16 protein-coding genes and 1 tRNA gene are annotated in these 20,510 nt (G+C 45.9%); 1 reads left to right on the plus strand and 16 read right to left on the minus strand.

All coding sequences use genetic code 11. The annotated features are described in order from the left end of the window. Positions 1–6: 6 nt before the first annotated feature. The 15 genes from essC to ACHBHN_RS01420 form a co-directional block, all read right to left on the minus strand. On the minus strand, positions 7–4,428 hold the full coding sequence (gene essC, locus ACHBHN_RS01350) for a type VII secretion protein EssC (protein ID WP_394733489.1): 4,422 nt from the start codon (positions 4,426–4,428) through the stop codon (positions 7–9). Between the two features lie 3 nt (positions 4,429–4,431). Then, positions 4,432–5,694 (minus strand): type VII secretion protein EssB, encoded by a 1,263-nt coding sequence (essB, locus tag ACHBHN_RS01355; RefSeq protein WP_394733490.1) that lies wholly within the window; start codon positions 5,692–5,694, stop codon positions 4,432–4,434. A 1-nt stretch (position 5,695) separates the two neighbouring features. Next, positions 5,696–5,935, minus strand: a complete 240-nt coding sequence (locus ACHBHN_RS01360) for an EsaB/YukD family protein (RefSeq protein ID WP_394733492.1) — start codon at positions 5,933–5,935, stop codon at positions 5,696–5,698. Between the two features lie 29 nt (positions 5,936–5,964). Then, positions 5,965–6,429 carry a type VII secretion protein EssA gene (gene essA / locus ACHBHN_RS01365; protein WP_394733493.1) on the minus strand — a complete coding sequence of 155 codons (465 nt, stop codon included), beginning with the start codon at positions 6,427–6,429 and terminating at the stop codon, positions 5,965–5,967. Next, a complete protein-coding gene (gene esaA / locus ACHBHN_RS01370) occupies positions 6,430–9,576 on the minus strand; it encodes a type VII secretion protein EsaA (protein WP_394733495.1) in 3,147 nt (1,048 codons plus the stop codon). A 73-nt stretch (positions 9,577–9,649) separates the two neighbouring features. Further along, positions 9,650–9,940 carry a WXG100 family type VII secretion target gene (locus ACHBHN_RS01375; RefSeq protein ID WP_167785239.1) on the minus strand — a complete coding sequence of 97 codons (291 nt, stop codon included), beginning with the start codon at positions 9,938–9,940 and terminating at the stop codon, positions 9,650–9,652. A gap of 284 nt (positions 9,941–10,224) precedes the next feature. Continuing rightward, positions 10,225–11,037 carry a pur operon repressor gene (purR, locus tag ACHBHN_RS01380; protein WP_394733496.1) on the minus strand — a complete coding sequence of 271 codons (813 nt, stop codon included), beginning with the start codon at positions 11,035–11,037 and terminating at the stop codon, positions 10,225–10,227. A 91-nt stretch (positions 11,038–11,128) separates the two neighbouring features. Beyond that, complete coding sequence (locus ACHBHN_RS01385; protein ID WP_367985982.1) at positions 11,129–12,019, minus strand: aminoglycoside phosphotransferase family protein; 891 nt, start codon at positions 12,017–12,019, stop codon at positions 11,129–11,131. Further along, positions 12,009–12,953: a 3'-5' exoribonuclease YhaM family protein gene (locus tag ACHBHN_RS01390; RefSeq protein WP_105122241.1), complete on the minus strand. Its 945-nt coding sequence runs from the start codon at positions 12,951–12,953 to the stop codon at positions 12,009–12,011. Before ACHBHN_RS01390 ends, ACHBHN_RS01385 begins: the two co-directional genes overlap by 11 nt. After that, positions 12,943–14,181: a DNA recombination protein RmuC gene (locus ACHBHN_RS01395; protein ID WP_105136986.1), complete on the minus strand. Its 1,239-nt coding sequence runs from the start codon at positions 14,179–14,181 to the stop codon at positions 12,943–12,945. Before ACHBHN_RS01395 ends, ACHBHN_RS01390 begins: the two co-directional genes overlap by 11 nt. Further along, positions 14,182–14,814, minus strand: coding sequence for a thiamine diphosphokinase (locus ACHBHN_RS01400; RefSeq protein ID WP_394733497.1), 633 nt, complete (start codon positions 14,812–14,814; stop codon positions 14,182–14,184). Further along, positions 14,807–15,466, minus strand: coding sequence for a ribulose-phosphate 3-epimerase (gene rpe, locus ACHBHN_RS01405; RefSeq protein WP_105136984.1), 660 nt, complete (start codon positions 15,464–15,466; stop codon positions 14,807–14,809). Before rpe ends, ACHBHN_RS01400 begins: the two co-directional genes overlap by 8 nt. A 13-nt stretch (positions 15,467–15,479) precedes the next feature. Continuing rightward, positions 15,480–16,355 (minus strand): ribosome small subunit-dependent GTPase A, encoded by an 876-nt coding sequence (gene rsgA / locus ACHBHN_RS01410; RefSeq protein ID WP_394732679.1) that lies wholly within the window; start codon positions 16,353–16,355, stop codon positions 15,480–15,482. A 135-nt stretch (positions 16,356–16,490) separates the two neighbouring features. After that, on the minus strand, positions 16,491–17,333 hold the full coding sequence (locus tag ACHBHN_RS01415; protein ID WP_394732678.1) for a cation:proton antiporter: 843 nt from the start codon (positions 17,331–17,333) through the stop codon (positions 16,491–16,493). Between the two features lie 25 nt (positions 17,334–17,358). After that, complete coding sequence (locus tag ACHBHN_RS01420) at positions 17,359–17,670, minus strand: cation:proton antiporter (RefSeq protein ID WP_394732677.1); 312 nt, start codon at positions 17,668–17,670, stop codon at positions 17,359–17,361. 262 nt (positions 17,671–17,932) lie between these two features. Between ACHBHN_RS01420 and ACHBHN_RS01425 the strand changes: the two genes are divergently transcribed. Then, positions 17,933–18,014: transfer RNA gene (locus tag ACHBHN_RS01425), tRNA-Leu, on the plus strand. A gap of 53 nt (positions 18,015–18,067) precedes the next feature. Here the strand turns inward: ACHBHN_RS01425 and ACHBHN_RS01430 are convergent. Further along, a complete protein-coding gene (locus ACHBHN_RS01430) occupies positions 18,068–20,500 on the minus strand; it encodes an LTA synthase family protein (protein WP_394733498.1) in 2,433 nt (810 codons plus the stop codon). Positions 20,501–20,510 lie beyond the last annotated feature (10 nt).

A 20,510-nucleotide genomic window follows, 5' to 3' on the forward strand; every position in this document is an offset into this window, starting at 1 on the left:
TTTCTCCTATTCTTTATTACTTAATATTTTTACCTTAGTATATTTTTCTTTATTGTAGAGATACATTTCATCAGTATTCAAACGCTCTTCCCTCGAAACTTCCTTATGAGGGACTACTGATTGATCATATAATCTCATAGCGATGAGCGCAAAAGAAATATCCTCTTTTATTGTTTTTACAATTGCATCAGTTTTAAAAAGTTGCGCTTTTGTAGCTGCTATCACAAAATGTAATCCGTGTTTCGGGCCCTCTAGGTAAAGTTGCTTAAACTCTTCAGCTTTTGACGTAAATTTTTCTAAGAAAACTCCTAAATCAGGAATTATAATAAATGTTTCAGTATCTTTAGGTTTAGATTTTCTATTGCTTAGTTCAGTAAACATTTGTTCAAATAGTTGATGGCTTAAGCCACTATTGATATAAACATCTGATAAATCTCTCAAATAGTCAAATTCATCACTAGCATCCACAACAAGTACATGGCCCTTTGGATAAAGACGGTTGGAAACGACTGAAAAATGATAGATAACAGATTCAAGCGCAGAAATCTGCTCCGACAATACAAGAATATTATTTACTTTTTCAACTTCAACGCTCACAGCCTCCACCGTTTCCAGGTCCAGTCCTAGTGGAATCTGGCCAGAGGCGATGGCTTTCTGGACGCTGGCACGACTGAGGAAGTCCTCGCGAGTCAGCTCTTCTGGCACCATTGGGATAGCTTCTGGAACCTGACCCGTCCAAGCAGCCTTCTGACGACTCACTTCCTCACGCATCCGGTCTACCAGCTCTATGTCGTGTTCCACACGAAGCGGAAGTGCCAGCTGGAGGCTATAGACCTCCTCTCCCTTATAGAGAGCACGACCCTTGATATCCTCTATCTCCGCAAGACCTGTAGCCCCGACAACACTGCGGACTTCTGTCTTATCGTGTTGCTTCAAGGTCAACTGGTGCTTGAAGTTAGAGTAGAAGGTCGCACGAAGGTTAGCCTGACGACTAGCCGTCACCACAAGGTGAAGACCAATGGCCTGACCCTCACGAGAAATACGGGTCAAGAGTTTGAGTAACTCTGCCTCAAAACTCTCATCCTTCATAGACTCGAAGCCATCCAAGGCGATGACAATACGTGGCTCCACTTGTCCTGTCAACTGACGATACATAGACAAGGTACCCACACGATGTTCCGTAAGCAACTTCTTACGACGATTGATTTCCTTCTCCAAAAGACGGACAAACTTACCGATCTTCTCTCCCTGATCCAAGAGGAAGACATCCGCCACATGTGGTAAATCCCCCATTGGAACCAGACCGCTCGTCCCAAAGTCCATCAGATAAATATGGAGTTCCGATGGGCTATAGTGACGAGCTAAATCCAAGACCGTAGTCTGTAAGAAGGTAGTCTTACCGGTCGCTGGAGCACCATACATAAGCAAATGACCATCCTGAGATAGGTTGATAGACAGCGGTTCTTGAGCCTGCTGGCTTGGTTTATCCAAGAGACCTAGAAGAACTTCTAACTCCTCATTGACTCCCGACCAAGTTAACTCAGCCTCATCTCGTAAATCTTCCACAAACAAACGTGAAGGTAGCGGAGGCAACCATGGTTGCGGCAGGGCCTGGATGGACAGGCGCTCTGTCAAGGCTTTCAGCTTACTTACGATAGCTTGAAGCTCACTCGGAACTTCCTTGATAGACTCAGCCTGATCCAGACCCGACAGGTCTTCGTTAAGAATCTCATATTGACCGATATCATTGATGGCATAGATGGTATGATCCTCAATCCCCTGCTCCTCCTTGTCCGGCTGGTAATCAGCCCCAGACCAGGCAGACTGGAAGAGTTCATAGACTTCATTGTTTCCGACTTGGAGGTAGCCACGACCCACCTGGGTAATCTCAGCCGCATCTGGCGTCTTAAGCATCTCCATGGAGTCACTCCGATCCGCCACCTTGAGCGCCAGCTTGAAGCGAGAGTTGGACCAGATCTGGTCATCCACCACACCAGACGGCTTCTGGGTGGCTAAGATCAGGTGAATACCCAAACTCCGACCGATACGAGCGGTTGAGACCAGCTCCTTCATGAAGTCTGGTTGGTTGGTCTTGAGCTCCGCAAACTCGTCGGAGATCAAGAAGAGATGAGGCATGGGCTCACTAACCTCACCCAGCTTGTACTTCTTCTGGTATTGATTGATATGGTTGACATCATTCTCCGCAAAGAGACGTTGACGGCGCTTGAGCTCCGCATTGATGGACACCAAGGCCCGCATGGACTGGGCACCATCCAAGTTAGTGATGGTCCCAAGCAAGTGAGGCAGGTCCTTGAAGAGGTTGGCCATGCCCCCACCCTTGTAGTCGATGAGGAGAAAGGCCACATCATGCGGATGGAAATTGACCGCAAGGCTTAAGATATAAGACTGGATGACCTCTGACTTACCTGAACCCGTAGTACCTGCCACCAAACCGTGCGGACCGTGGGCCTTTTCATGTAAGTTCAGATAGACAATATCCTCCTTGCCACGAAGACCCAGAGGCACCGCCAAACTCTTATAAGGCGCATGCTTTTCCCAACGACTGACAACGCCCAAGTCCTCAAAGGTCTCAGCCCCGTACATCTCCATAAATGTCACCGTTTCTGGGATAGAAGACTTGAGGTTCTGCAAGTGGTTGAGCGGAGCTAAGCGGCGCACCAAGGTCTCCTTATCATAGCCAACTGGGAAGTGGTCCAAGGCGAAGTCAATCTCACGCAAGTGCCCCTCTTCCATGACCAGCTGACCAGTGTTTCGATCCTTGATATTAATGATGGTCTTGATATTCTCAGACAGAGAAGACAGCACATCCTGCACAAAGACCAGGCTACAGCCCAGCTCCGTCGGATCCTCTGTGAAGAACTCCATGATGACATGGTCCAAAATCAACTTCTCATCCGTGATCAAGACCACATAGTGAGGGCTGAAGAGAGTTGACTCCCGATTGGACTTATCTTCCTTCTGAGCCTTCCGTAATTTCAAAATCTGATTGAGCGAGTTGAGCACCTGATCATGAGTCCGCTGGTTATAGACAAAGCCACGGACATTCATATCCTGCAGGGTCGCATGAGGCAAGAACCGCATCCAATCCCACTGCTCCTTCTCCTCCTCTGGCATGATGGTAATAAACTGCACATCATGATAGGAATGAAAGAGCGCAATCTGGTTGACCAGCAACTGGAGCTGCTCAATCACCAAGGCACGGGGACCAATATAGCCGACAGGTCCATGGGAGAGATTGGCCACAATGGGCATTTCTGATATGGTCTTGTGTTTCTCATAGAGTTGAAAACCCTCCAACTCCAAGGGATCCCGCTTACCTGACCGCTCCGTCTGGGCATAGTTCAGATCATAGGAGACTGGAACCTCACCTAGACCCAAGCGGTAGTAGAGAAAGTCAAAGTGCAGAGGCGTCTTCTCATAGATCCGGTGGTGGTAGCTATCCGCCAAGTCCACCAAGGTCTCGATAGCAGGATAGTGATAGAGCTGACCATCCTTTTGTTCCTTAGCCAGACCTGCCAACTCCTTAGCCTTATCTGCTAGATAGTCGTGATAGAGCGCTTCCCGATCCACTAACTCTTTTTGATAGTCCTTCCGCCCCTTGAAATAGCTTGAAATCGACATCCCCATCGTCACAAAGGACATGGCAATAGTCGCAAGCACATAGAGACCGCGAGGTTGGAAAATCATGATGACGATGGTAATTCCCACCATCATCAAAGGAGGCAGAATCAGCTTCAATAAACCATCCGTTGGCTTAGAAGGTTCTGACGAGGGCGCATTGATGGCTACCCTATCCTCTGAACTCCGATAGATAATCCGTGGAGAACGGTGGTAGTCTGGATAGTCCGCATAAAAGGCGTAGCGCGAAGAAGACTTGCGCGCCAACTCATCACTTGCCTCTACAGGACCCGCGACCAGGACCTCATCTGCATAAAATTTGAAAAAAGTATCCTCAAAAGCAAGCTCATCTCCAAGAGCCAGCTCCATTTCCCCCTTCTCCATCAGAAGGTTATTGATATAGATGGAGCCCGCCAAACGATAAAGCATCCATGACTGACCACTGCGTTTGAGCAAGACATGGCAACTTGACCCTGCAAGGACAAAACTATTTCCCGCATGCTGGCCGATCGTTAATTCCTGCTTATCAAGAGGGTCTAGGATCACTTGCTCCGACGGAAGAAGATAGACCACGCCCCCCGCCAAAGACATACCAGATACAAGGTTTCCTTCCACTCCATCATAGTCATAGCAAACTTGTACTCCATCTAACCAAATCGTCAAAGGAGTATCCAGCGAGGAGACAAAAACCTGTGCCTTTTCTGTGCCTTGAAAAAGAATCTTTTTCCCAGCAGACACATCCGCCACATAGCGAAAACCATCTTTATAAAAAACTACTGTCTCTGCCATAGCTTATTCCCCGCTCGAGCTCGATGAACTTGTTGATGATGACTCTGTAGAAGAGGTTGAACTAGAAGTCGAACTTGTACCTGTTTCCACCTGTGACCCATCTTCATTCAAAATCGTAGTTCGGGTATCCCAATACTTTTGATACTCCGCTTTCAACTCATCCAAGGTTGTTTCCCGCTCTTCTCCCGACAAAGTCGTATTTTCACGAACCTGTTCCATTTGCTGGTAAAGAGCATACAAAATCAGATCCGAATCATCCAAACGCTTGGCCAAATCCAAAGCTTCTTGGCTGTTACCACGACCAATTTCAATCCAGTAGTCCAAGTATTGCTCATCTGATTTGAGCGTCACATTATTTAAGATAACAGAACGCTGTTCATTACTCAAATCAAACCCCTGGATGTAGGCATAGGCAAGAGTATATTTTTGAGTGTAGGGAAGACTAGAAACCTCTACCCGCTCCAACTCACTAATCACCCCAGGATAGTCCACCTTGATAAAGGCCGTATCCGCATCCAGCATTTTTTCCTTAAAGGGATTGTGGATGAAAACCAGATAGATCAAGGGCAGGAGCAACAAGCTTGCGATGGCAGATAGCCAGATGGTCGCATACCGATAGAGGCGATGCTTGGCCCGAGATACCCGTGTCAAAGTCGCCTTCTCCTCCTCCAACTTATCCTGAAAATAGCCCTGCAAAAGTCCTTCCAAACTATCCATATCCTCTGCCTTGCGAATGGTATCTAAGAACTCTGGTACAGGAACCACATCCAGCGCACCATTGTAAAGGTCCATAAAATCATGCTCTGTAAATAAGGCTAGGATATAAGATTTGAATTGCTTCAATAAATCCGCAACATCCAAGGTCTGAGGCACCATCTTCTCCGGGATAGCCCGATAGGCTATTTTGGCCCGACCATCCTTAGTAATAAAGACAGATGACGGATGCACGAAAAAGGTGATTGGCAATTTCAAAGCCTGCTTCAATTCCAAAACATTGAGAGAAAGTCGTAGTTTTTCAGAAAACTCTTTCTCCTTCATATCCTCAAAGGTTTGCCCAAATGCATCCAGATGATAGGTGAAATGAACTGTATCTTCATCCACCGTCATTTCCTGTTGTAAAAATTGAGGGTGGTGCAGATCCAACAAGAGCAGGTCAGATAGCTCTTGAGTTGCCACATCAGACCGTTTTACATCAAGGTGCCACTCTTTATCACCCTTTAAAAAGACAAATTCCTGTCCACCAAAGACAAATGTTTCTTCTTTCACCCTAAACCTCCAAAACCTCTACAACATCTCCCGTTGTCACAGGATAATCGGCTAATACTTTCCCTTCGTCCAAAATGAACCCCTTATTAACAACATGGAGTTGGTATTTTTTTCTAGCATTCTCTTTTTCGAAGATACCATCCAACTCCTTGATTAATCTCCTAACCTCAATATGAGTCGGAATCCGTAAGTCCCTGATTCGTCCTCCATCATATAAGGTAACATTGATATGCGTCCCCATCTCATCTCCTCCAATAGACCACTAGAAGATTATTCCTGGCCTACTTCATCCTTACCCATCAAATAGGTTGCTAAACTTGCAAGCAATAGAATGCCAACTACAATAGAAGCAAAAAACAGGCTAGAGAGAAGCCCTGCTGGAGCCCCCTCTGTCCCACTATCTACCTTGGTCGTCATCACCTTATGGGTCCGAGTATCAAACAAGTTCCCCACTTGCAAAATATCCGTGCTTGGTTTCTCACCAGTTTGGAATAGGCTATTTAGCTGATGCTCTAATAATACTTGATCAGCTTCTTTTTTGGCAGTCAATTCTGCTTGATCTGGTGCCAGAAACAAAGATTGGACCAGTAAATCCTGACTACCTATTTTCTTTTCTTTTTCTACTTCAATGCGTGAACTATCAATTTGAAGACTATTGTCCCCAAGTTCGGACGCTTCTAGCCCAACCGGAAGAAAGAGAACCAGGCAACTAAGAACAAGTGCTATCTTTTTCATTTAATCCTCTTTTTTATTTAAGAATTTTTCCACATCAACAAAAGCATTCAAAGCCGCAAAACCAAGCCCCAATACGAGCGCCGTAGCAATCACTGCCAGACTGGCAGCTTCGCCATCAAAGTATCCAGATAAACTATTTTCTAAAACAGAAAGAGGGTTGATGGTTTTTAACATGGCAGGTAAGCCTGTCAAACTAGCAGTTGTTCCAATGGCATTGGATAGGTAAATAAAGCTGATAACCATGAAGAAGCTAATCCCCATGCCAAGTCCCTTAGCATTTTTTATCAATAGATACTGACCTTGTGCTAGTAATAGGCTAAACAAGGTAATCATCAACACCCAAGTCGGGATCAACTCGCTATCAATCTGCAACTGTTGACTTGATACAACCCCGATCAAACCACCGACCAGAAGTGATAGAGCGCTGAGCACAGTCACCGTTACTAAATCTGTATCCTCTAGACGGCTGACTTTAAACCTATCTTTCACAGCCTTAATCACACGATGAGTACCAAAAACATAAGCTGCAAACAGGGTCACCATCTCCAAGAGTAAAATCCAGGTGAAAGGTCTGTAGGTGTTGACTGTTGCTTTTACAGATGAAGACGATTCTGTCAATGGTGCGGACAAGAAATCCAAAATTACTTCATTTGGAACACCATTGTCATAGGTATTGCTTAAGACAGAAGTAAAGGTTTTTACAAAGTCGCCATTTTCAGCCAATTCTGATTCAAACCTCTCCATCAGGGCAGTTGCTTCAGAAGATAGATTCTCTCCGCTTTCTTGAGCAGCTTGTACATCATTAGTAAATGTTGTGAAGACGGTATTGACATTAGTCGCCTCCTCGACGTTTTGAGTTGATAGTGTCTTGACTTCATCAGTAATCGAAAGTGAGGCATCCAGTTCTGTAGCAAGAGCTGCTAGTTCTGTATCATGTGTTCCTTGAAGAGATGTCTGCTGCTCTTGCCCTTCTGCAATCGCCTGAGCCCGTGCCTTGATGTCATCGAAAAATGCTAATTGATTGGCAATCTGTTGTGCTAAATCAGAATTTGTTGTACTAATATTCTGAAGTTGGCCTGTTAGTTCTTGTCTCTGACCCTCTAATTCAACTAGTTTATCCTTTAGAGCTTGATCTTGCGCACGCGCTTCTGAATAGGACTGCAGATTTGCTTTGATTGAGTCCGTAACTAAAGATATTAATAAAGATTTTGCATCTTGATGAAAGAAGCTAGATGTCAAACTGCTACGTTCACCAGTAGTAGGTTCCGCAGGATAGTAGTGATTGAACAGATTGTTAACCTGATTATATTTTGCAATAATTTCACTAACTTTTGCAGCATAGGCTGCTTCTGCCTTGCGGTAATTTTCCTGATTGTTCAAGAAACTTTCCCAATCAAATCCTGCTGTTGTGACTTCCAGATTATTAACACTTACCTTGACACTCCCCTGAGCCATCTCAGTGCTTGTAACTGGCGCATCAGTAGAGGTACTTGTTGATGGAGGGGTCGCTGCTTCTGTTGAGCTTGAATCCGTCGTTGAAGAATTAGATACTGGGGCAGTAACTACCGTTGTTGAGACAGTTGTCGAGCTCTTCTCATACTGCAAGGTGACAAGCACAATATTGTCCTTTTGTAGCTCCACAACTTCGCTTGGATTGGTATATGTGGATCCATTTAGTTCCCATGATACCAGGTCAAACCCCGATGGGATTTCTAAAGAAAGAGTTGCCTGAGTTGTTGGTGTTGGCACTGTAAAATCTGCAGCTGCTTGAAGATGAGGTTCTAATTCAGACGCCAATCTCTGTAGCTCCATCAAATCATTAGACGGCGTAAATCCTTCTCCAAATAGGGCTTGCGCAAATGCTGTATCAAATTGAATCTTACCTGTAGCTTGCGAATCTAGCTTGTTTAAGTCAGAAGCCAGGTCTGTAGGATTCAGACTTGGCAATCCTGCCAATTGATTCAATACCATCTGATCTAAGCTAGCTTTATAGGACGCTAGAGAAATAGGCAAGTCTGTGCTCTTACTCAAAAATGCTTCAAGGTCAATCGTTTCTAAATTCTCGCCGTAGTAATTACTGAGGTGTGTCTCAGCAAAACTAGCAATGGCAGCCTCATGTTCTGCTAATTTTGTACTTTCCGCTTCAATAGCGACCTGTAAATCTGCAATAGCCTGATCTAGTTTTGCAACCAGACCTGTATAGCCACTTGCTGAACCTGTTTCATCTGTTGCAGCTGCCCCTAATTGACCCGAAAGCGCTTCTTGAGTCGTCTTGATGGCTGTAAACAGCTGCTCAGTTTCAGCATTTAGCACCGAGCTATTCATCTCTAACAGTGCAGCTGTAAATTCTTCCTGGGATAATTTACCTTGATTTCTTTGCTCAATCAAACTAGCTAAATTATCTTTCAAACCTGTTTGTGCTGTATTCAGACTATCATAGATTGTTACATTGCCAGAAAGTGCTTCTTTTAAGAGATTGTTAGCTGCCAATGTTGAATCAGCCGTCGAAGTCAAATTCGGAAAAAGCGTCTTAAAATCAACGGCTGTTTGATAAAGATTACTTCGAAAGACAGCGATATTGTTCACCTTTGTATCCGACAAGGTCTGAACATTTCGTTGTGCCTGATAAAGATTCCCGAGAATGCTAGCCATATACATATCAATCAATTGACTTTGCAGGTCAGCGATAATTCCTTTTGCCACCTTAACCGCTTCATTCTCTACCTGCAAATTACCATTTGCATTAATCTTATACGTGATTGTCGCTTTATCCACATTGGTATTGTTGATATCCAAGATTTTTGTTGAAAAATCGCTTGGGATGGTCACCACCAATTGGTAAAGCCCTTCTTTTAATCCCTTATCAGCCGTACCACGACTGACAGTTGACCAGTTATGGGCAGTATTTTTTTCGATGTTTTTTGCATAACTAGCACCAAGATTATATTCCGTACCATTTAGGGTTACAGTATTATCTTCATTGACTAGGGCAACATCCAGCTTAATCGTTTGTTGCCCTGCTTCCTGCTCTTTCTTGGAAATACTCGTATTGTTTTGAACGGCAATATTTAATCCAATGATAGATAGAAGCAAAAGCAAAACCAGCAAAGCATTTCTCCCATACTTCAAAATGCGCTGTTTATCCATTTTTCATATCTCCTTCATCTCGATAAAAAATAGGAAGGCTGGCGCCTTCCTTGCATTTGAACTTCGTCAACCCTTAGCCATTGATTTGCGCTGCAATGTCTGCATCTGTTTGCTCGATAATGTCAGCTACTTTATTCAATTGGGCATTGATATCTCGAAGCAACTCAGAAAATTCAACAATTTTTGGCTTAAGCGCTTCAAATTGAGCATCAAAACTGTCAAAAGCTGTACCTTCCCAGTTTTCACGAATAACAGATTGCTCATTTGACAAAGATGATAAAATAGCATCAATGTTATCTGAACCTTCTGTATAGCGAACCGCAGAAGTACGGAGCTCACTTGGGGTTAATTTAATGCGTGTCATAATATTCTCCTTTTGTCTTATAATTACTAGTCCATTATATAATAAAAAAGCAAATAAGACAACCCTATATGCAACTTTATTTATAGAAAAAATAATTATTTAGTCAGATCAAAACATAATTGTAAAAATTTTATACTATTTTGACCGCAGAGCAAAAAAGATTGAAGGAATATGACCGAAACGGACCTTCCTCCAATCTGAGCTGATCACTCAGCTTTTTCTTTCTGCACGCATAATCTAAGTAGGGGGCAGCTTACATCTCTTTAAATTTAGGAGGATAAAAGTTAATCAAAAATATTTCCCAACTCAACGTCCACTCGGTTTTCTTTGACATTGATATCGGTCACGGCTAGCAGAGACTTGTAGTTAGCCACACTGCGGTCGCCTTTTTGATTTTCCGCAAAAACTGCTACACCGACCAAGGTCGAGTCAAACTCTGTCAAGAGGCTAATCATACCGTTGATAGTGCCACCATTTTTCAAAAAGTCATCGACAATGAGCACTCGGCTACCGGCCTTGAGACTGCGCTTAGAGAGGAACATCTTCTCGATCCGGTCGCTAGAACCCGACACATAGTTGACCGAAACGGTCGAACCTTCAGTAATTTTCAAGTCCCGACGAACGATAACAAAGGGAACATTGAGGACGTTGGCAACGGCATTGGCCAAAGGAACCCCCTTGGTCGCCACGGTCATAACAGCATCAATCTTCTCTGCCTTAAAGGCATCCGCGATAATGCGGCCAACATTTTTTAATACATGGGGCGTCGACAGCAAATCCGACGAATAAATATAGCCACCAGGCAGGATACGGCTACTTTCCGCCATCTGATTGCGAAGGCTCTGGGCAATCTCGATCGACTCTTCCTTAGAAATAGACGGCGTAAAGACAACACCCCCACTAGCACCCGTAATGGTCTCGATATGTCCGATAGAGCTCTCTTCAAAAGCTTTTTTGATAATGGCAATGTCCTCTGAAATCGAAGACTTGGCTGATTCGTACTTTTCTGCAAAGGTATTCAAACTGGTTAATTCATAGGGGTGGTTAATCAGGTAATTGGAAATAACCACCATCCGTTCACTTCTTCTTAATTTCATAACAATTTCCTCTTTCACTTTTTTTCATTATACCACACCAACACACAAAAAGCGAACTTTTTCTATCAAGAAAGTCCGCTTTTTTCGTTTTTTATCTGTTTTTACCTAGATACCAGGAGGGAATGACCTCCTTATAGCCCTGATACCAATCAAAAAGCTGTTTAGCCTGCGTTTTCATCAGAGGAATCTGGTCTGGATTCACCTCTTCCGCCCAGACCAAGGCTCCAATGCTATTGACCGTCAGATAAAGGGCCAGCAGCTGCCAAAATTCTTCTGGAATAGCCTCTTCAAAATAGGCATCCAGCATCCCTCGTGCCAAAGCTGGAGAAGTTTCCACTGTAAATATCAGTCGATTGAACTCCTCCCAAGGATCGCCCTTGTCAAAACGATCAAAATCTAGCAAGTAAAGCTGACCATCCTGGCTCACCAACATATTCCCATCATGGAAGTCCCCGTGGTGATAAGCAATCGGACGACCCGCTACCAAGTGACGACTGCGCTCGATGAACTCCAACATGGCCTGCCCCTGCTCATAAGCATGGCTAGCAGTCTGGTAAGCCGCAGTCTTTTTATCAATTTTAGCCTGATAATAGCTCTCCCAATCCAAGCTAGTCTGGTCAATTGGGATTTGATGAAGGACTTTTAATAGCTTTCCCGCTTGGCAACCTAGCTCATAGAGAGTTTCATCCGACAAATTCGGAGCCGCTTGTCTCAAATCCTCTCCCTCAATCCACTCAAAAATCTGGTAGACTGACTGACCATCATAAGTCAATTCGACTGTTTTTTGCACTGGCAAATTCCTCTCAAACAAGATTTTGAGTAGGGCAAATTCAGCCTGCTTATCAGCCAACTTTTCCACAAGCGCAATACGTAATAAAAATTTCTGACCATGTTCATCCACAGCCAGAAACTTTTGGTCAGCAGACCAGCCCTTGGTGATGGGCTGCACGCAATCAATTTGGTTTTCATCTTCATTGGTCAATATCCGGTTTGTAGAAGGCGCGATTGTCCATGGCAAAGATACGGCTGGTCATCTCGCCCGGTCCCACCTTTTCCAGAGCCGTCAGCATCATCATCATTTCCGCATCAATGTTGTCAATCATGTGGAGAATTTCTGCCTCCATGATTTGCGGACGAACAGGGCTACCATATTCCAGCAAACCATGATGGCTGAGAATGACATGGCGGAGAACGGTTACTTCTTCCAGACTATCATCAATGCCCAATTCCATCAAAACCTTAGTAATTTCTTCATCAATCAAGGAAATGTGCCCAATCAGATTGCCCCGAACAGTATAGCCCGTATTGTCTGGACCTGTCAATTCAATGACCTTGGCTAAGTCGTGCAACATAATCCCGGCAAAGAGCAGGCTCTTGTTGAGCTGCGGATAGACATCGCCAATCTTGTCCGCCAGACGAACCATGGTCGCCGTGTGGAAAGACAAACCGGAGTAAAAGGCATGGTGATTTGTCTTGGCCGCTGGATAGGAATAAAATTCCTTTTCGTACTTGCTGTAGAGAGCCCGAACGATGCGCTGCCAAGTCGCATTTTCAATCTGGAAAATCATCTGACTCAGGTAGTCCTTGGTGTCCTTGACATCAACAGGCGGTTTTTCCTTGAAATCCGCTGGATCATTTGGCTCGCCAGCTTTCGGCAAACGGATCACCAACTGATTGACCTGAGGCGTATTATTGTAAACCTCGCGGCGTCCTTGGACATGAACGACCACTCCAGCCACAAAATCCTTGATTTTTCCCGGTTGGGCATCCCAAACCTTGCCATCAATTTCGCCCGTATCGTCTTGGAAAGTCAGGGCTAGATAATCCTTGCCAGCTCTGGTCTGACGAACATCGGATGACTTGATCAGATAAAATCCTTCGAAGAACTCATCTACTTTCATTTGGTTAATTTTCATCTAAATCCTCTTCTAATGGAGAAATGCCGAGCAGACCCTTGGTCTGATCGTCTTCGTAGAGTTCAATGGTGCGCAGGGTCCGCTCAATGGCTGACGTCCGTGTCGTCAGGAGCTTGTCAATATTGGAGCTAGCTTGGTTAATCTGGCGCTGGGCCTTGATTAATAGATCGCTGAACTTGCCAAATTCCAGCTTGACATTGCCTAAGACCTTGCTGATGTCGTCGGCCGACCGCTGAATATTGAGGGTCTTAAAGCCGACGGACAGGGAATTGAGCAAGGCAGATAGGGTCGTCGGACCTGCCACTACAATGTTTTCCTGCCGGCGCAGGTCATCAAAGAAAATGGGATTGCGGACCACTTCCGCATAGAGCCCCTCGGTTGGCAAAAAGAGCACACCAAAATTGGTCGTTTCAGGCGGGTTCAAATACTTGCTCTGAATATCCTTGGCAAAGCGCTTGATAGCCGCCAACAGTTGCTTGCGGTGAAAGTCAATTTGGTCCCTGTCGCCGGTTTCATAAGCATCTTCCAAACGGTAATAATCCGCCAGTGGAAACTTGGAGTCAATGGGCAGGTAGACATAATCCTCTGCTGATTGCCCCGGCAACTTGACAGCATATTCGACCCGCTCTCCGGAACCCTTAACCGTCGCAAATTCCCTCTCGTACTGGCTGGGCGTCAAAATATCCTCGATAATCTGTCCCAGCTGGAGCTCACCCATGATGCCTCGCGACTTGGTTCCGGACAAAACCTTATTGAGGCTACCAACATCACGCGCCACTGTCTGCATTTCACCCAATCCACGATTGACAGATTCCAACTGCTTGGACACTGTTTCAAATGAGGCTTGCAGGCGAGTTTGCAGGGTTTTCTCTAATTTTTCTTCCACCGTCTGACGCATCTCTTCCAAGCGTTTTTCGTTGGACTCCTGAATGGCTTGGAGACGCTGGTCAGTGGCATCACGATTTTGCAGGAGACTGTGGTGAATATCCTGCCGAATGTCTGTTAATTGTTGATAGAGTTCGCGCCGGAGTTCATTGACTTCGCGGCTGAGAACCTGTTGCTGCTTGAGACTGGTTGATTCCAATTGATAAGTCAACTGGTCCGACAATTGGTCAGCAGTGTCCTCGGCCTGGTCTTGCAACATCAGAGACAAGCTCTGCCATTTTCCATAGAGAAAGACCAAACCGACCACCACCAAAAGCAGCAAGATGATTTGTAGTATTTCCATCTAATCCTTATCCTTGCTGTAAATCAGGACCACATAGCCTGTGTCCAGACTGATGTCCATGTCCCTACCTATAAATTCGTTAGAGGCGTAGCATTTTTTGTAAAAATAATTTTCGTCGTCCAAGGGATACTTGGCATGTTTGATGGTCAAGCGACTGCCGTCGGACGGCATGAAGGAAATATAGGTCATACCCGCAATCGGTGAAATCCTGTGCTGTCCAGCCGGCCGAAAACGAATGACATTCTGCTGGTCCACTAGCTCGATATGCTCCATAAATGGCGCCAAATCAGGTTCTGCTGCCAGAAACAAATTGGTCATGGCATGGTCCATTCGACCGCCAAAGGCTGCGTAAATCTTAACCTGTGCCGTTTGATGCCGCTTGAAAATCTCCTTGAGCGCCAATTCCAAATCCGTATCATCCTTCTCAGCTGGGGCCTTGATAACCAGCTCTGCTCTTTCCTCAATCCGCGATAAATCCGCTGGACTGACCGAGTCAAAATCGCCAACTGCCATATCAAGAGGAAGGTCATTTTCCAAAAGCCGTAAACAACCCGCATCTACGCCCACATAGAGGTCCGCAGGCGCAGGAAAGCTGTCAAACTGTCCACCAGCGACGGCTGCGACCCTAATCATGAAGAGCCGCTCTCAACTTGGCAACATTGGTCTCCAAGTCACCCTTGAAGAGGAAGGAGCCAGCCACAAAGACGTTAGCACCCGCGTCCTTGGCAGAATGAATGGTCTTATCATCAATACCACCGTCGACCTCGATGTCAAAATCCAATCCCTTAGCCTTGCGCATTTCCACCAAGGCTGCAATCTTTTCAGCCACCTCTGGAATGTAGGCCTGTCCGCCGAAGCCCGGATTGACTGTCATCAGGAGCACTTGGTCCACCAAATTGAGCACAGGCTCAATGGTCACCAAAGGCGTACCCGGATTGATAACTACGCCAACCTTCATACCCGCCGCATGGATTTTCTGCAAGGTTCCATGTAGATGTAGGGTCGCCTCAGCGTGAATGGTTAAAATGTCCGCACCCGCACGGGCAAAGGTTTCGATATGATTTTCTGGATTGGACACCATCAAATGGCAGTCAAAGACCAGTTTGCTATGGGGACGCATGGCAGCCACCACGTCGGCACCGAAACTGATATTGGGCACAAAATGACCGTCCATGACGTCGATGTGGACATATTCAACACCAACCGCCTCTAGGCGCTCCAGTTCTGATTGAAAATTTGCATAATCTGCCGCCAAGATAGATGGCGCAATCTTGTAATGTGACATAGGAACCAACTTTCTATTTGAATTTCTTACTAACTTTGCTATAGGTTTCGCGCTGATTTTGGATTTCGCTCAAAAATTGCAGGTAATTGTCAAAGCGACTTTGGGAAATGGCAGAGCTTTCTACCGCAGCCTTGACTGCACAGTCCGGCTCGTGAGTATGAGTACAAGTTCTGAACTTGCAAGCCTGACTGGCCTCCGCAATTTCTGGGAAACAATCCGTCAGAGCCTCTGCCTCCTTGACCTCGTAGTCCAAGGATGAAAAGCCCGGTGTATCCGCAATTTTCCCGCCGAATACATTGTAAAAACTGACCGCACGTGTCGTATGGCGACCGCGACCAAGGCTGTCTGAAATCGCCCCCGTTTCTAAGGCCAAATCTGGCGCAAGGCGATTGAGCAAGGTCGACTTGCCCACACCTGTCTGACCCATAAAGACCGTGACCTTGTCGGTCAAGAGCGGCGTCAGCTCCTCCAAGCTGTAAATGAAGGGATAGCCAATTTTTTCATAGATGGCCTTGAAGGCATCCATTTCCGCATGGTCCTCCAGTAAATCCATCTTGGAAATGTAAACAATCGGCTCCATCTCCTTTTGCTCCAAGAGCACCAAAAAACGGTCTAAGAGATTGGTATTAAAATCCGGCTCCTTGGCCGACATAATCACGACCGCTTGGTCAATATTGACAATGGGTGGCCGCACCAAGCTATTCTTGCGCTCATGGATTTTTAAAATGTAGCCCTCCGACTGCTCCTCAGCCGAAAAGTCCACAAAATCTCCAACGTAGGGCGTCTGGCCTTTCTTGCGAAAATTTCCCCGCGCTCGGGTCTGATAAATCTGTCCATCCGCCTCGACATAGTAAAAACCAGCCAAGGCCTTAATAATTCTTCCTTGCAAACAAGACTCCTTTGGGTATTCTTATAAGTATTATACCAAAATTCCCTAGAAAAAAGGGAATAACAGGTGTTTAACTGCTACTCCCTCATCTAAAAACTGACTCTTTTTATCCATAGTGCGTTTTTCTACTTACGGCTATTTTTCTAGTAATTCTTTGCCAAATCGGTCCAGCAGGATAGCCCCTAGAGGTGCGGTGACTAGAATCCCCAAAACAGCCACAGATAAAATCAATTGCCCACTAGCCAGACCGGCCGCCAGGGGAATACCACCGATAGCCGCCTGAACAGTTGCCTTGGGCAGATAGGCAATAACACAGAACAGCTTTTCCCGCTTACTAAAGCCATTGCCACTGACGCTAAGCCAGACAGCCAGGGAGCGGATGACCAGGGTCAGAGCAATCAAGCCCAGCGCTGGCAAACCAGCCACTGCAACGTAGGAAATATCCACGATGGACCCGACCAAGACAAAGAGGAAAATTTCCCCAATGACCCACAAACGGCTAAAGAAACCAGCAAACCCTGCAACCTCAACCGGCAAGGCCTGACGATTGACCACCATGGTCGCCACCAGAATAGCCAACAAGCCTGAGAATGGAAACTGATTGGCATAGCGGGCCTCAATCGTCGCCAACAAGAAGGACAAGCTAAAGAGCAAGAGGTATTGGTAGATAGGAGGAAGGCTGTCAGACTGGCGAATTGTTTTCAAGAACCTGGCAAAGGCTAAGCCTGCCAAGACCCCCACTAGCATACTGGTCAGAATAGTCAGTGGAATATTGACCAGGGATAGGACTTGGAAATCCCCCTTCTGAACCAGGCTAAGGAAGGCCGTAAACAGGACAATCACCACCACATCGTCAAATGAGGCCCCCGCCAGTATCATTTGGGGAATTTTCTTCTGATGGCCAACTTTATTTTCAATCAAGTCCACCATGCGCGGAACAAAAACCGCAGGAGATACTGCTGCCATGACACTGCCCATCAGAGCGGCCTCCCCATAGGACAGGTCAAAGAAAAGAGGCGCAGCCGACCAACTCTGCACAGGCTGGTAGGAAGGACATAAGCACGGCTGACCGACCAATGGTCTTGAAATCCGATAATTTTATGGTCAAACCTGCCTTTATCAAAATAATAATCAGGGCAATCTTACGAATATCTGCTGAATTATCCAATAAACTCCTATCAATCCAATTCCCAACATAGGGTCCCAGCATCATACCAACAAGCAGGAAACCAATGATTTTAGGCAGACCACCCTTTTGGCATAGCCAAGAAACAGTAACCGCTGCTATACAAATTAAGGCCAAAGACAATAACATAAACCCCCTCATTTCTCCAAGAAAAATTCAAATCTAGATTGGTATAAACTCCTACACCAAACTATTTGATTAGGAGAAACACATTAGCGCAGGGGTTGATTGTTCAAAAGGCTCGAGGAACCTTTGAAGCTGTGGGGGCAAACGAACTCTTTCAACTTTCTGAGTTCTGGCCCACTCCCAGTATAAGCCAAATAGAGAAAGATGTAAAGTTGCATTTGCCTCTAGCCAAATGAAGAAAAACGTAGTATAATAGTATCTATAAGCGGAGGTGGTGGAACGGCAGACACGCATGCTTCAGGCGCATGTGCCCATCGGGTGTGAGGGTTCAAATCCCTTCCTCCGCATATCATGATAAAAACTCAAAACCCGAGTCAGACAACTGGCTTGGGTTTTAGTGTTATTCCGTAACCTTAAAGAAATTCTTTTGTTTGAGCAGGTAGCCCTTGCCTGTCGATAGGTCGTACTGGACCATCTTGAGTTCTTCTGCTACCTTGGCATCGCGCTCGGTCAAACCCACTCGGTCCTTGTGGAGGACTTCCGTCAAGAGGGCATAGTAAGGGCTGACCTTGGCATTGGTGGTCTCTAGCATGAGGGCATTCATATCGCTTGAATTGACCAACTCGTAATGACGGTCCTCCGTCTCAAAATTGCTCCAAATGAAGTAATCCGTCTTGTATTGGAGGCTAGGGTCTGTCACAAAAGCTGACTCAGGATAGAGCCCCGGCAGGTGGTCGCCATAGAAGACAACCGTTACCTTTTGATCCAACTGCTTGAGCTGGTCCAAGAAATCACGGGTCGACTGGTCCGTAAAGGACAACAGTCTTGCATAGCTGGTCAAATTGGCATTTTCCTCAGCCGTGAAATTGACCCCTGTACCTGTAATGGCAACAGGCTCCTCTGAGTGCCACTGGACATGGTTTTGCATGGTTATAGCCGAGACAAATCGAGGATTACCTGACCGCACCTGCTCCAGTATCAAATCATAGGTCTTCTTATCGCTGACAAAATTCCCCTGATAATCCTCAGCCGTCACCGCAATAGGATGGGTCGTAGAATTCAATGTGTAAAATTGCTCAATCCCCAGCTGCTGGTAGATGGCATTGCGGTTGTAACTGGTATCAAAATAAGGATGGATGGCCACACGCGCCGTGTCCGCATACAAATCACTGATACTTGGCAACTTCTTCATCCGAGGTGCCACATCCAGATAGACAGACGAAATGGACGAATTGTAATTGTAAAAAGGCAAGCCACTGTAAACCTGAAACTCAATATTAGCCGTACCCCCACCATAATGGTCACTCTTCATGAGACCGCTGGTCGTCTGGCTCATAATCTGCTCAATATTTGGCAGGACATTTTGGCTCAAGGTCACACCCGGAATCCGTCTCGGGTCCGCCAGACTCTCGCTGAGAATGTAAATAACGGTCTGGTCGGTCAGCTGATTGGCACGTTCGGCGTTGATTTCCTCTGCCAGCTTTTCATATTTCTTGACGATAGCCTTAATGGTTTTCTCCGAATATCCCTGCGGTTCTTCCATGCTGGTCTTACTCAACTGTTGCAGCCAGAGGAAGGATAGCGTGCGATAACGAGCCACGAAAGCATAGCCCTTCCAATCCACGTTCCGCCAATTATTGACCTGGGACAAAATCGGTATCCAACTGGCAATCTTGTGGTCTTTTTCCTTGCGGATAGCAAAGCCCATTCCCACAATCAAGAAAACAATCATGGCAACCGTCACCAAGCGCTTCCAGAAGGTCTTTACAATTGACCCCAGGAAATAGCGCCTGTGAATACGACGATAGAAATAAGCGGCGATGATTAGAAAGACGACTGATACAAGGACAATGCGCAAACTGATGAAGCTGAGAATCATCCCCATATTTCCAATCCACTTGAAATCATTTGGAGTCAGAGGCTCTGACCGGTAGCGGAATTTGAGGAAATTGGCTGTAATCAAGGTCACATTGAGGCTGGCAATAACAGCCGCCGACAGGACCTGACGATTGAGCACTAGGCTGATGATGACGTTGAGCAAAAAGAGACAGACTATCTGAAAAATGATGGCACCAGGGAAGAGATGGCGGGTAAAATAAGACCCCGTCGCCCCAGCCATAGAGACCTGATAGCCGATATGGGACAGACTTGCCAGCACCAGACTGATAAAGACCATGCTGTGGACATTGGTCCTGTGGGCCCGAAACTCCTGCCAGGTCTTGACCAGATAGCGTAGGAAGAAATAGATCGCCACAAAGTGTAGCACCGCAAAAATCGGTACCTGTACGAAGAAGTCCGTGTAGATGCCTTTTTCCACCAGCGTTTCATAGTGGCTGTCCTTCCAGTAGGAAATGGCCAGAGGGCTCAAGGACAAGAGACTGGTCAAAAGCAGGTAGCCATCTGCCACCAGATACTTGTCTGACCAGCTCCTCAATTTCCCACGGATTCGCCCATTATTTCGCCAGTAAATAGCCAGCAAAAGAGGCAGGAGCAACATAAGCACCAACTCATACTGGAAGAGATTGTTGCGGAAGATGTTCCAGGGCTGGAATTTCTTAGCGTTGAGGCGATAGACCAGATTGACCAGATAGAGGCCACCGATGAAGTAGCCCACATACTTGGCAAAGACCTTGGTTTTGATAAAGTCTTCATACCTATCCAGCAGGACCAAGATATAAAAAGTAAAAATAGAATAGGCAAGCAAGGGCAGAGGAATAAACCAGAGCGGGAAAGATACTCCACTTAGCAATAGAGCCCGACCCATCGCAAGCAAAACGGTCATAATCATGACTAGAATAAATTGCTTGCTTGCCTTTGGATTGATTTGTTTCATAACATTTCTC

Source organism: Streptococcus sp. A22 (assembly GCF_043674215.1).
Lineage (GTDB): Bacteria > Bacillota > Bacilli > Lactobacillales > Streptococcaceae > Streptococcus > Streptococcus suis_V.